This window comes from Bacillus sp. FSL R5-0820 (assembly GCF_038593385.1).
GTDB classification, from domain to species: domain Bacteria; phylum Bacillota; class Bacilli; order Bacillales; family Bacillaceae; genus Bacillus; species Bacillus altitudinis.
This window is the reverse complement of record NZ_CP151991.1, coordinates 1698225-1711434: the sequence shown is the minus strand read 5'-3', so window position 1 is coordinate 1711434 and position 13210 is coordinate 1698225. Positions and strand designations below refer to the sequence as shown.

Genomic DNA, 13210 nt, shown 5'->3' with positions numbered 1-13210 from the left:
TTTCGGTATCCCGCAAATATGATAATAATTGAATGGTATGCAATTATAAGAGTTGGTTAAAAGAGAGAGTAGCCAGAAAGGACTTGATACTTATTTCTTTTAGATTGAACACCTTCATTTTTTAGAAAGAAATTCACAAAATATTGTTTTGAAATTGATATAAAAAAGACCTGACTGAGTTTCAGCCAGGTTCACGAAGGGGTCAATCTAAATTATATTATAATGAATTCAAAACAGATAATTAAACATCCGTTCTCATTCACTCTTTGAAAATTCACCCTATACAGTACACTCTACATGCTCTAATTTTGCCTTAATCTAAAAAATCAATATTAACAGCGAAATTTCCAGCTGTTACAGTTATCTGAGGAATTTCAGTTTTTTCAAAAATGTCTACAATTTCAAATAATGTCTTTTTTATAATATCGTTACTTGGCATTGTATCTACTCTTAATATAAGGATTGTGTCAATGCTTGCAGCTACTTCATAAAGAACGTCTTCATCTTTAACAGATTCAATATAGCTTTTTATTCTTTTAAAGAACCACTCTACTTCTTCTAAATCTTGTAACGGATATTTAGTAATTTGATGAATATCGGCTGGATCAGGTGCTTCTTTCTCTAAGATCGCTTCAAGTTCTGCTTTAGTTATATATTCCTCTTCTTCTTCTTCGTATTCACCCTCTGCTACTTCCTCGTCAACACTGTACTCAACTGTATAAAGCCCCTCAATGAATTCATCAAAGGAATCTGCTAACTTAAAGTCTTCTTCCATCTCAACATCAAAATAATGAATTGCAGGATTCTCTTTCGTTTTTCGATAATCCATCGTTACCCAAGTGTGACCATCCCCGTTAATTAAGACAAGCCCTTCTGGCAGCTCCCACTCTTTTATCAAATAGGCACTATCCATAATTGCTTCATCTTCAGCAATTCCCAAAAGATGATTAAATTGAATATGATCCTCGGCCCATGAATTAGAGTGAGTGGTTGGAAAAGCATTATGAATGGTATAACCACCATTCTGTTCTAATATGAGCTTTTTATATGTATCTGGCAAAGTGATACCAAGTTTCTTTTCAGCCTTAGCTATTTCTTCTGCGTTGATCTTTTTTAACGTATAGTAACCTTTCTCGTCTATTTCCCAAAATGATTTCAAGGTGATGCCTCCTAGTAAAATATGCACATAAGTATACCATCTTGCTGAGTATATTTGACAATTTAGTCAAAATAAAAGAAGAATATTTGTTACTTAGTCATTCACGCTGTCTATTTTTGTCGAAACGATAGTAAAAAGAAGGTACTTCATGTAAAATTTCCTTTGCACCTAAAAATCAGGAGGATCCAATATGAAGAAATTATCTATATTCATTTTTATTTGTTTAATGATGCTAACAGCTTGCAGTAGCGCAGCATCAAATGAAAAACAGCTCACGACAGCCAATATTATTGAAGCTTTTAAAAGTGCTGGGCTTGAAGCAGAAAAACCATCTGATCTTAAACAAAAAGAGTTTGGAAATATAAGAGAAGAAGGAAAAAGAATTCTCGTTCCTTCCTTAGGTGAAAATGCTGGCGGAAGGATTTTTAAATTTGGAAATGAAACTGATTTACAGCAGGCGAAATCCTATTATGATGAGTTAGGCAATGCTGGATCTATGTTCTTCTCTCACACCTATTCAAAAGGGAATTTTCTATTACAAATGAACGGTGAAATGAAAGATTCTGAATTTGAAAAGTATAAGAAAGTAATGGATGAGGAAATAAAATAATTTCATATATTTTCAAATTCTGTTTCGTCCATATAATCGACGTAAAGAATTTTTATTTCCTTTAGGAGCTGCCCCTCCCCTATTACCTTTTGCATTCTGGTTGCCAGGTGGCCGCTTTACCACCTTTATTTCCTTTGGCGTTTTTGTTCCCTATAGGTGCGCCAGAACGTAAGGGAGCGCTCCTATTTAATTTAGGAGCGCTCCCTTTGAGATTTTATTTTCATCCCATTTATCATTCGCTTTCCATTTACGGACGGTGCTGCTTGTTATACACAATTCATCTGCAATGTCTTTAAGTAAGCGGATTCCATCGCTTTCTTTCCAAAGACGAAAAGCATCATCTCTTCTTGGATCGCGCGCTCTAGCCATTACATTTTACCCACCTCCGAGTTGCTGAACTAAGTTTGAGTTTGTTTTTTAATTATCTAATTTTGTTGACAAAATTCATCCCAAAAATCATTTACATTTTTGAGTTCAACTTCTTTTTCAGGAAAATAATTAACAATCGTTTGACCCTCTAATTCTTCATAAAAATAATAAACTATTTTTATGATTTCTTTATTATTAAGGATCATATCTAAAATATGTGAATCGTTATTTGGAGAGAGCCCGATTATAGTAAGAACACCTGAATTAGCCTTCAATTTATCAAATGGATAATAATCATTAAATTGTAGGCTTTTATCCTTTAATTTCAAGATAATTGATTCATACATGTTTCTTAGCAACTGATTATCTGATTCCTTAAAATGAGCAAATTCATTTATTCTTTTTGGATCTTCATCAATTGCTTGAACAAATTTAGTTATAGCTTTATTCGCTGAATCATTCATAGTGCCCGAGAATTCTTTTAGTGAACCTGAATACGTTGAGAGCGCATTCGAGTATAGGTGATCATACCCTTCTATAATTTTATAATCTCTAATGGGACTGTCAGATAATTTATTTCTAAAACTATTTTTATCATAAATGTCTTTTCTGATATGGAAACCACCATGTAAATAGTGAACCTCCATATTTGTTAACAATTCTATATTTTTATCATAATTAGTTGTAAATATCTCATCAAACTGTGAAAACCAATTTATTAATCCCTTTGGATATAAATTGAACAATTTGTTAATATCACCATTATTATATATAGAATCTAGAAAAAAACATTTAAGTGCTTCTTGAAAATTAAATTTTTTTGGATTCGTTATATGATTATACCTACAAAAAAACTCATGAAGCATAAAATAGTCTTCAAAACCTATTTGGTAGTATCTCAGTTTCCCTTTATGGAATCTATATCTTTGTATAAAATTACGTAATTCTGCTTCTTCCCTTTTCCCTACATATATTTGAATTTTACCTCTTATTATTTTCGAACTAAATGCATAGAGTCTTTCAAAATATTCTTTTATTTCATAAGGATAAATATCTTCAGGAAAGTTTCCTTCTTCAATATTTTTTATCGCCCTATCTATTATATTTCTATTTGTGTATTCAACACCACCAAATTGAATATTTATTCCGTTTCCAACTAATACAATACTTTTCAATAATTTCTCCCCCTTTCTTATTTAATACAATAATTTCACTGAAATGTACAGAAATTCATTGAAAGTCGCAACCTGTCCTTTCATTCCAATCTAGTGATAAGAGTATCTAAATTTGTCTATAGATTGTTTTTTAGTGAATCGTTCTCAAGATCTCCTGGCTGCAGATCGATGCGGGGATTATATGGTGCAGGGTTAATTTTATGTACGGGGATTGTTTTGATATTCATGGTGTATCGCCTCCAATAAAGAAACACCCTATCTCCTAAGGTGTTCGGTACTTATTTGTTAATTTTAAGAAACGTCTTTTGCTTTTCTTTTCAGGTAATTCTTCTAAACATTCTTGTAATAATCGTTTATAACGACTCAATTCATTGAGTTCTTTTTTTTCATCCAAAACAGTCTTTCCCCAAAAGAAAAGAACAATAATAAGTGTAACTATGATAAGAATATAGGGCCCGGCTTCATGTATTTCTTTTATTGGATTAATACTATAATTCATTAAACTTGCAAATCCAAAAGACACGATTCCAAAAAAGGCTGTAGTTAAGTGATTAGAAGATTTCTGATTATCTAACATATCTTCAATCCTACCCAAAAGCATTTTTATTTTTTTACTATCATGATTCTCTTTAATTCTCTTTTTGAATGCTGTTTGTTGATTAATATCTGCTTTATGCATATCCTTCCCAAATTGTTTCAAATATCTTGGTATGTATTTACTCTGTCCGAATGTTGTTGATTCGTTAATTTCATTCATAAGAATCACCTCCTAAACTTATATCGGAGCTGATTTGGAAATTTTAAGATATTCAGTGCATTGGTTTTATTTAACGTGAAATTCGTTTGTGTAGAATGTACCAACAGTTTCAACATGATTACTATTCTTGTCGTAGCACTCTACATCAACCTTGAATCGATACGTACCTTTTTTGTTACCCAGTGATTCCTTGATATCGAATTCATCATACTTTTTCTCTGCTGGGTTAAACAGGTTAGGTGAATTCGTCTTGATTGTGACCCATTTCCCTTCTACTTTTCGTTGAGGAATAAGGTTTGGCCCACAAATGTAATCATTGTGATTCTGAATCGCAACAACCACTTATTAGAACCAAGAGCAATGCGCTTTAATTGCTTCGTTGTGTCTACAGATAAAGAATCTCTGATCTTCATGTTCATACTCTCCTTGCCGAATAAGTACCACCTTACGCTATTCGCTTAAATAGATTTTGAAATGATGACTACACTCCGAGATGATGCCACGTACAGTTCATCATCATAAAATGAATAACTGTCCTCGATACGGCCGCCGCAGACCAACTGCTATCCAGGCTCAGAATGTCCCTCTCGTATGGCCACATTCCTCAACAGTCCAGATACGCCATTGATAAGGGAAAGACGCGTCTCCCAATAAAAAAAGCGGACACCAATCAAGGCACTTATAGTGCTCAATGATCAGCGTCCGCAGGTTCTTCCTTCTGGACAAAATATTCACGTTCGTTTTGCTTGTCTCTATTATACGATGATCCACTTAGGAAAAAAGGTCCCTTTTTATCCCCCCTTTTTCTCGGCTTGAAGTCCAATAACACCAAAACCTTGAAAGGTATTAAGCCATTCAAGGTCTTTTTGCATAATCTCATTAAAAACGAACTAATTTGAATTTATTTTTGAAAGAAAATCTTGAAGAACTAATTTTGCTGGTGTATTCGCAGTAGTAGCCAACAAATGATTTACACGTTCTAAAATTTGAGGATGCTCCAATATCAATTTTTTGCCTTGCTCAATTGGAAAACTTCTCAATGTATCAATACAGATCTCAAATAGTTCTTTATCATTAGTATTCAACAAATCCATTAAAATTTTCAACTCATATTCATTGCACTCATTATCCAGACAATACGCAATTTTCCGCTGCCACTCTATTGGCTTATTGCGCACCTGATTTGATAATTCTTCCCAATCGTTCAGGCTAAAATCCGAGAGAATCTCACTAGCAATCAAACACCCGTCGTCATACCACGAATCTACCGTTGTATCAGCAGATAAAAGATTATCTAATTCCTTAAACACATTTAATACCTCCATTTAAATTAAAATCCTGATGGGCGTAAAGCATTTTCTGTACCTGTCGGATACCCGCTAGTTACATCTTTCCCCACTTTAATCACATCAATTTCTACACCATCAATACGTGCTCTATGCCAAGTTGCTCTATCTCTTAATCTTGATGAAATAGCTGCTGTATCTCCAACGTCGGTAATACTTTTGAGAATTTTCTCATCCTTCCAAGAATCAGGAAAGAGCGTGCTTTTTTTAATCTTAGAGATATTTCCATCAGAAAACTGTTTTGTAAATACAACATTTTTTGTACCATCCGCATTTGTTGATAATACTTCAACTGCAAATTTTTCATTATCATTATTAATTCTAGGCGAATGTCCACCTATTAACTGATTTTTGGGGACCTTCCGTTGTCCTTCTAGAATCTTAGCTTCAATTTCTGGACTAATTACAGTTCTTCTAGCAGAATCTCCACCTGCACCCTGAATTCCCACCTTTCCATGAAACCCTTTCGCCCCAAACGGCAAAAGCATTCCAAGCGCCGCATTCATACTCGCCTCCTGCTGTTCTTTCGAGATCTTATTCCCAAACATATCTCTACCAGTAATCGCTTCGCTGAAGCCGTTGGTGGCGGTGAGACCATATAAGCCTTTTTGGGATGTTTTTAAGGCATCAAAGGTCTTTTGTGATGTCTTATAGATGTCGACTGCTCTGACTGCGGCTGAGGTGGCTTGAGTCGTTTTATAGACGGCTTTTCCGCCTTTGAAAATACGTCCTGCCCATCCGACGATTGGGATATATCCTGCTGCTGCCATGCCACCTGCGGCGACTCGCTGTCCTGCGGTGAGTTCTTCACCTGTGATCGGATCAACGCCCGTTGCGGCACGTTTTGCATCGTTCACGCCTGTCAGCTCATTAACGATATTCCCACCGTAATCAAGGGCTTTTTCATACCAAGGACGGTTGGCTAGTGCTTCTTGTTCCTTTGCAATCTTGCGGGCTTCTTCTTGATCTTTTTTTATTTTTAGATATTCAGAAGTTTGCTTCTCAATATCGCTTTTTGCCTTGTAGATTTCGCTATTTTGATACGCTTTCTTGTCAAAATTCATAGGCGAAATGGATTTTCCGTCATTTGTCGCATTCATCATTTCTGCGTACAATGCCATTGTAGCCTTCTCCTCAGTCTCTGACAAAGCATATTCATCTTTTAGATTTTGATCAAGTTCTATTAAATCTTTAACCGTTTTCTTCCGTTCATCTTCCGCATCTGCAATCTTTTCGTCAAAGGTTTTACTATCAAATACCTCCAGAGAAATGAGGTCGTCAATATCTTGAAAAATCGTTATGAGTGCCTTTTTTTGATCCTTCACGATGCTTTTGGCATTCTTGATTCCCATATGTACAGCGTTGTCTAAAAAGTGTTCTTCTACAAAAGTGTCGCCGCCAAAATTTGTATCATCAAGTGTCCCAGAAACACCTTCAAGAAAGGCTTTTTGTTTATCAATGAAACTAATAAACATGTCCACATTTCCGGCGAGTTCTTTGTAGAAGCTTTTAATGTTATCGGCACCTTTTCCAGTGAAGTCGTCACCGAGATTGGCAACACCATGAAGTGCCTTTTTTAAATCGATCATTTGTTCGCGGAGTTCCTGATAGTGTTTTGCCCTTGTATCCATGACACTGGTTAGTGCTTTTGCATCAAGTATCTTGCCCAGCAGAATTCACTCCTTCCTATTCATTGACAAGGTCAATTTTACCAACACAAAGTTTGTCATGAAATAGGAATAAAGATACAAAAACAGCATTCAGATGATTCCAAGTGCTGTCGAAAGTTTAAACGTTGCTTGCTTTTTCAATTTGTAATATCGATCTTTCTTTAATCCTAGCTTTTCGCATACCTCAAGAAGCAGGAACAATCGTCTTGATCGTTTGCGTGCCACCTTATGTAGCCCCGTCCTCGTCTTCCTCATCTTTTTGATCATTCCCGTCAGAATCGTCTTGCACACTTTGAAAGCAATCTAATCATTAGCAGCTGCTTCTCATCTTTCTGCATCGGTACAGCTTCGTTGGCTTGGACATCATACTAGAAAAAATAGACACAGATTCAATGAATAATTATGAAGAGTATATCTCCAAGATAATGGAGTGATTTTTTCATCATTTTTTGTGGGTGAATTGTGGTGGCAGCTTCTTCATTTTGAAATATGAGAAACACCCACAAAAATAAAATCCCCCTGAAGCCAATGGCTCCAAGGGGTTTTCTTTATTAATACTGAGACATATACTGATCGCGTTCCCATGGGTGTACTTGGGTTCTAAACATATCCCATTCGATTTCTTTTGATTCGATGAAGTGCTCGAATAAGTGATCGCCTAGTGCGTTGATCATGACTTCGTTTGACTTGAGCAGCTCAAGTGCTTCTGCAAGTGTTGCAGGTAAGTCAGCGATGCCGTTTTCAAGGCGCTCTTCTTTATCCATGACATAGATGTTTCTGTCGATTGGCGCTGGTGCGTCTAGTTTGTTTTTGATTCCGTCTAGACCTGCTGCAAGTAATACGCTTAGTGCAAGGTATGGGTTTGCAGATGGGTCTACACTGCGTACTTCTACACGTGTGCTGATGCCGCGTGATGCTGGGATACGGATCAATGGGCTGCGATTTTGTGCACTCCATGCTACGTAGCAAGGTGCTTCATAGCCAGGAACAAGACGTTTGTAAGAGTTCACCGTCGGGTTTGTGACCGCTGTGAAGCTTGTTGCGTGCTTAACGATACCTGCGATAAAGTGTCTAGCTGTCTCGCTTAATTGTAAATCTGCTTTTTCATCAAAGAATGCGTTTTTGCCATTTTTGAATAATGATAGGTTACAGTGCATACCAGACCCGTTTACACCGAACAATGGTTTTGGCATGAATGTCGCATGAAGACCGTGCTTTCTCGCAATTGTTTTCACAACGAGTTTGAACGTTTGAATGTCATCACAAGAGCGGATAGCGCCTGCATATTTGAAGTCAATTTCATGCTGTCCAGGTGCTACTTCGTGGTGAGACGCTTCAATTTCAAAGCCCATTTCTTCAAGCTCAAGCACGATATCACGGCGGCAGTTTTCGCCTAGATCTGTTGGTGCAAGGTCAAAGTATCCACCTTTATCGTTTAGTTCGAGCGTTGGCTCGCCTTTTTCGTCTAATTTAAATAAGAAGAATTCTGGCTCAGGTCCAAGGTTGAAATCACTAAATCCTAGTTCTTCCATTTCCTTTAAGATACGCTTTAAGTTGTTACGAGGGTCTCCATCAAATGGTGTTCCGTCTGGCTTATAAATGTCACAAATAAAGCGTGCAACTTTACCTTTTTCTGCTGTCCAAGGGAAAATAACAAACGTGTTTAGATCTGGATATAGGTACATATCTGATTCTTCGATACGTACAAACCCTTCAATAGATGAACCATCAAACATACATTTGTTATCGAGAGCTTTTTCTAACTGGCTCACAGGAATCTCAACATTTTTAATTGTTCCGAGAATGTCTGTAAATTGCAGACGGATGTACTTTACGTTTTCCTCATTTACTAATTTTACGATATCTTCTCTTGTGTACTTTGCCATTTCGTAAAACTCCTCCCCTACAAAAGGTAAAATGTGTATAGCAATGCTTTTGCTAATTGGTTAACGGAAGAACCTTGACATATCCCCCTGCCTAAAGGTCGTTCCTTGTTGGAAACGTCCAGCCTGAATGAGTTCCTTCTTCAGTAGCTTCCTGAGTTCATCATCTGTCAAGTTGTGCTTCGCTGTGTTTTTCTCCTCTGTCTTTGTTTCAGACGATGGATTTTCTGCCTCAGCTTTGGCAAAAAGTTTTTTGATTCCTGCCATGTTTACACCTTGTTCGATGAGGTTTTTGATTTCTAGTAATTTATCAACATCATGGAAAGAAAATAATCGGCGATTCCCATCACTTCTAGCTGGAAATACTAAACCATTTTCCTCATAATAGCGAATTTGTCTTGCAGATAATTCTGTTAGCTGCATGACAATCCCAATTGGGAATAAAGGCATTGAGCGGCGAATGTTATCACTCATCTCAACTGTCTCCTCCTCTTTGCTTAAATTTATTATATGTCATGTTATATTATGTGTCAACGAAATGTTAGGAATATTAACATGGATTTTTTTATCGAGCAGGCACTTCAATAAAACCTTGCTCTAATAAGGCATCTACAGCACTGCAAATGGCATTTTTCACATGGGCATACGTGAGACCGCCCTGAACATAGGCTGTGTACGGCGGTCTGATCGGACCATCGGCTGATAATTCAATGCTGGCTCCTTGGACAAATGTGCCCGCTGCCATAATAACATCGTCCTCGTAACCCGGCATATAGCTCGCATGCGGTGTGACATGACTGTTAATCGGTGATGCATATTGAATGGCCTGACAAAATGCAATCATTTTTTTAGGGTCTCCAAATTCTACAGATTGAATCAAGTCGGTTCTTTTCGCATTCCACGATGGGTTTGTTTGGAACCCGAGTTTTTCAAGAAAACGCGCTGTAAACACGGCGCCTTTTAAACTTTGTGCAACAACATGCGGTGCTAAGAAAAATCCTTGATACATTTCCTGGAGCGCATACAGCGATGCACCCGCTTCACTGCCGATGCCTGGAGATGTCATTCGATAAGAGCAAGCTTCTACCCATTTTTCTTTTCCGACGATGTAGCCGCCCGTTTTGGCAAGGCCGCCGCCTGGGTTTTTAATGAGAGAACCTGCCATAAGATCTGCGCCCACATGACACGGCTCTTGTAATTCAGTAAATTCACCATAACAGTTGTCAACAAACACTATGATGTCCTCATTGATGTCTTTCACAAATGAAATCATTTGTTCAATTTCTTCTATTGTAAAGGATGGTCTTGAAGCATACCCTTTAGAACGCTGAATCCCGATGACTTTTGTTTTTGGGGAAATAGATTCTTTGACTTTGTCGAAATCGACAGATCCATCTTGACGCAAATCAATGGCTTTGTAATCGATCTGAAAATCTTTTAATGAGCCTGTCCCTTCTTTGCCGCGAATCCCGACAATCTCTTCTAGGGTATCGTAAGGTTTCCCCGTCATGTAGATCAATTCATCGCCAGGTCTTAGCACACCGAATAAGGCGATGGAAATGGCATGTGTTCCAGAAATGATCTGCGGGCGTACAAGACCGCTTTCCCCTCCAAATACATCCGCATAGATCTTTTCTAACGTGTCTCTTCCCATATCATCGTAGCCATAACCAGTTGTCGGGTTAAAATGAGAGTCACTGACTTTATGTTTCCGGTAGCTTTCAAGAACCCGCCACTCATTTTGTTCGCTCTTTCGATCAATTTGCTGATGTATTTGTGAAATGTCTTGTTCTGCTTCTGCTGCTATTTTTTCTAAAATGGTGCCATGTTTTAAAGTGTGAAACATCGTGATTTAATTCCTTTCCTACAACATATACTTCTTGATTTGTCCTAATATGGTTTGCTCCTCACCACTAAATCCAGTGATGTCATAAAGCTCTGCTTCCTTTTGAAATTCCAGTGATTCCACCAAGGTTTCTGACTTTAAGGCAGATATGAGTTTTCCTTCATATGCCGGAATTCTTACATGATATGGCTTTAAAAAATCTTTTTTCAGTTCAGCCATGATATCCGCTTTTAACCGCTTCACATCTTCCTCGCGCCTAGCACTGATTAAAATGTGGCGCTGCTTTGAGGAAGGGATAAAATCCGGCCGGATTTGGTCTTTTTTGTTATAGACTGTCAGCATCGGAATACGGTCAGCTTCTAATTCTTCTAAAAGCTTATGAACCGTTCGTTCATGCCCTTCATAATCCTCATTCGAAGAATCGATCACATGAAGCAAATAGTCTGCTTCTTTTACTTCTTCAAGAGTGGAACGAAATGCTGCAATCAGTGTGGTTGGAAGGTCTTGAATAAAACCAACTGTATCGGAAATCAGCACACTGTAGCCAGATTCAAGTGTCATTTTACGCGTCATTGGGTCAAGTGTAGCAAACAGCAAATCTTCTTCATGGCTATCCGCTTCTGTTAACTGGTTAAACAATGTAGATTTCCCGGCATTTGTGTACCCGACAATAGCGATTTGGAATACGCCATTTTTCTTCCGTCGTTCCCGGTATCTCGTGCGATGTTCTTTGACTGCAGACAGTTGTCCGTGAATTTCGTGTATGCGGTTTCGAATATGACGTCTGTCTGTTTCAAGTTTTGTTTCACCTGGACCTCTTGCGCCAATTCCGCCACCTTGTCTTGAAAGGCTGATCCCTTGTCCACTCAGTCTCGGCAAGGCATACTGAAGCTGGGCAAGCTCTATTTGCAGCTTCCCCTCTCTTGTACGGGCTCTTTTGGCAAAGATGTCTAGAATCAATTGCGTACGGTCAATGATTTTCACATCTAAGGCAGTCGCTAAAGCTTTTAACTGGCTAGGCGAAAGCTCGTCGTTAAAAATAATAACGTCACAGTCTAACTCCTCGCAAAGCACTTCAAGCTCTTCCACTTTCCCTTTTCCGATGTAAGTCGCGCTGTCCTGTCTATTTCTTTTTTGCGTCATGATGCTGACAGCTTCACCGCCAGCTGTTTTTGTTAAGGAAGCTAATTCTTCCATAGAATATTGAAAGCGTTCATCCGTTATATGCGGCAGTTGACAGCCGACAAGGATCGCTTTTTCGATCATTTCATGTTCATTCAACGTCAGTTGTTTCCTTTCTGTACTTAAGTTTCAGTAGTACCATCATACCAAACACATCACACGTATACCACCATTCGGAAGGTTTAATTTCTTGTCTCTTTACAAAAAGGATACGCCATTTCAAGAAGGCGTATCCTCTTTCATTTGCAGATCATGGCTTTTAATCGTAAGTAAATCTTTTTTATCATAATGATCCACAAGAAGCAGCCTCATCGCCTGAGTTCGGATCGCTTTTTCAATGGTGTTTCGCACAAAACGGCCGTTGCTGAATTTGGCAGGACTCGTTGTGCTCTTGATGTGCATTAAATAGTCTCGCAGTTTCCATTCTGCCTCTTGGGTAAAGACATATTCCCGATCGGCCATCATTCGTTTTGCAATATCCATCAGCTGATCGACCGTATAATCAGGGAAGTTGATATTAATCGGAAATCTCGATTGCAGACCAGGGTTTAGAGAAAGAAAATGATCCATTTCCTTGGAGTATCCAGCTAAGATGAGGATGAATTCATGCTGCTTATCCTCCATATGTTTTACAAGGGTATCAATGGCTTCTTTCCCGAAATCTTTCTCTCCTCCGCGGGCAAGAGAATAGGCTTCATCGATGAACAAAATGCCGCCTAGTGATTTTTTAATCAAATCTCTTGTTTTTTGAGCTGTATGTCCAATGTACTCTCCAACCAGATCTCCTCGTTCTGCTTCAATTAAGTGCCCCTTTGAAAGAACATTCATTTCAAAGAAAAGCTTCCCGACAAGCCGTGCAACTGTTGTTTTCCCTGTGCCGGGATTTCCTTTAAACATCATATGAAGCGCTTGTTTTCCTACCTTTAATCCTTGTTCTTGTCTTTTTTGATTCACAAAAATCCAAGCATAAATTTCTTTTATGTTTCGTTTCATTTCATCCATCCCGACAAGGCTGTTCATTTCTCGTTCTATTTCTCGTAAGATGCTGTGTTTGGCCTCATTTTTTTGCAAGGCCTCTAAGTATTCTGCCTCTGAATCTGCATCAACCAATACTTGCTTCTGTCCATTAAGTATAATGTTGATTTGGCCGTTATTTTTATATGTGACAGCTCGCTCCAACGTATTCACCTCTCGCTCTTCTCTCTTTAATCTA

General features: G+C 38.1%; 13 protein-coding genes and 1 pseudogene. 1 reads left to right on the top strand and 13 read right to left on the bottom strand.

Going from position 1 to position 13210, the window contains the following annotated elements; translation table 11 throughout:
• Positions 1 to 313: 313 nt before the first annotated feature.
• Entirely contained in the window at positions 314 to 1159 is an 846-nt protein-coding gene (locus tag NST15_RS08675; protein WP_282833652.1) for an SMI1/KNR4 family protein, read from the bottom strand.
• A 190-nt stretch (positions 1160 to 1349) separates the two neighbouring features.
• Between NST15_RS08675 and NST15_RS08670 the strand changes: the two genes are divergently transcribed.
• On the top strand, positions 1350 to 1769 hold the full coding sequence (locus NST15_RS08670) for a hypothetical protein (RefSeq protein ID WP_017367294.1): 420 nt from the start codon (positions 1350 to 1352) through the stop codon (positions 1767 to 1769).
• A gap of 39 nt (positions 1770 to 1808) precedes the next feature.
• On the opposite strand, the pseudogene NST15_RS08665 reads toward NST15_RS08670, so the two are convergent.
• The 12 genes and pseudogenes from NST15_RS08665 to spoVK form a co-directional block, all read right to left on the bottom strand.
• Positions 1809 to 2138 (bottom strand): annotated as a pseudogene (locus tag NST15_RS08665) (phage terminase small subunit-related protein); the annotation flags it as partial.
• 56 nt (positions 2139 to 2194) lie between these two features.
• Positions 2195 to 3313, bottom strand: a complete 1119-nt coding sequence (locus NST15_RS08660) for a hypothetical protein (RefSeq protein ID WP_282833651.1) — start codon at positions 3311 to 3313, stop codon at positions 2195 to 2197.
• 262 nt (positions 3314 to 3575) lie between these two features.
• Positions 3576 to 4070: a hypothetical protein gene (locus tag NST15_RS08655; protein ID WP_041507243.1), complete on the bottom strand. Its 495-nt coding sequence runs from the start codon at positions 4068 to 4070 to the stop codon at positions 3576 to 3578.
• A 272-nt stretch (positions 4071 to 4342) separates the two neighbouring features.
• A complete protein-coding gene (locus tag NST15_RS08650) occupies positions 4343 to 4483 on the bottom strand; it encodes a hypothetical protein (RefSeq protein WP_160282801.1) in 141 nt (46 codons plus the stop codon).
• 477 nt (positions 4484 to 4960) lie between these two features.
• On the bottom strand, positions 4961 to 5380 hold the full coding sequence (locus NST15_RS08645; RefSeq protein WP_041507244.1) for a hypothetical protein: 420 nt from the start codon (positions 5378 to 5380) through the stop codon (positions 4961 to 4963).
• A gap of 20 nt (positions 5381 to 5400) precedes the next feature.
• Positions 5401 to 7089 (bottom strand): T7SS effector LXG polymorphic toxin, encoded by a 1689-nt coding sequence (locus NST15_RS08640; RefSeq protein ID WP_342499053.1) that lies wholly within the window; start codon positions 7087 to 7089, stop codon positions 5401 to 5403.
• 87 nt (positions 7090 to 7176) lie between these two features.
• The gene (locus NST15_RS08635; protein WP_255817034.1) at positions 7177 to 7311 is read right to left on the bottom strand and encodes a hypothetical protein; all 135 of its coding nucleotides are present in this window, start codon (positions 7309 to 7311) and stop codon (positions 7177 to 7179) included.
• 326 nt (positions 7312 to 7637) lie between these two features.
• Complete coding sequence (glnA, locus tag NST15_RS08630; protein ID WP_007499421.1) at positions 7638 to 8972, bottom strand: type I glutamate--ammonia ligase; 1335 nt, start codon at positions 8970 to 8972, stop codon at positions 7638 to 7640.
• Positions 8973 to 9032: 60 nt separating this feature from the next.
• Positions 9033 to 9443, bottom strand: coding sequence for a MerR family transcriptional regulator (locus NST15_RS08625; protein ID WP_135227066.1), 411 nt, complete (start codon positions 9441 to 9443; stop codon positions 9033 to 9035).
• A gap of 91 nt (positions 9444 to 9534) precedes the next feature.
• The gene (locus NST15_RS08620; RefSeq protein WP_046343581.1) at positions 9535 to 10815 is read right to left on the bottom strand and encodes an aminotransferase class I/II-fold pyridoxal phosphate-dependent enzyme; all 1281 of its coding nucleotides are present in this window, start codon (positions 10813 to 10815) and stop codon (positions 9535 to 9537) included.
• 18 nt (positions 10816 to 10833) lie between these two features.
• On the bottom strand, positions 10834 to 12096 hold the full coding sequence (hflX, locus tag NST15_RS08615) for a GTPase HflX (protein WP_017367291.1): 1263 nt from the start codon (positions 12094 to 12096) through the stop codon (positions 10834 to 10836).
• A gap of 120 nt (positions 12097 to 12216) precedes the next feature.
• A complete protein-coding gene (spoVK, locus tag NST15_RS08610; protein ID WP_008344008.1) occupies positions 12217 to 13176 on the bottom strand; it encodes a stage V sporulation protein K in 960 nt (319 codons plus the stop codon).
• Positions 13177 to 13210: the final 34 nt, after the last annotated feature.

Bases quoted from the DNA above. Each gene is read 5' to 3' on its own strand.
- NST15_RS08620 (WP_046343581.1), bottom strand. From the start codon at position 10,815: ATGTTTCACACTTTAAAACATGGCACCATTTTAGAAAAAATAGCAGCA.
- NST15_RS08650 (WP_160282801.1), bottom strand. From the start codon at position 4,483: ATGAAGATCAGAGATTCTTTATCTGTAGACACAACGAAGCAATTAAAG.
- NST15_RS08670 (WP_017367294.1), top strand. From the start codon at position 1,350: ATGAAGAAATTATCTATATTCATTTTTATTTGTTTAATGATGCTAACA.
- NST15_RS08655 (WP_041507243.1), bottom strand. From the start codon at position 4,070: ATGAATGAAATTAACGAATCAACAACATTCGGACAGAGTAAATACATA.
- NST15_RS08625 (WP_135227066.1), bottom strand. From the start codon at position 9,443: ATGAGTGATAACATTCGCCGCTCAATGCCTTTATTCCCAATTGGGATT.
- glnA (WP_007499421.1), bottom strand. From the start codon at position 8,972: ATGGCAAAGTACACAAGAGAAGATATCGTAAAATTAGTAAATGAGGAA.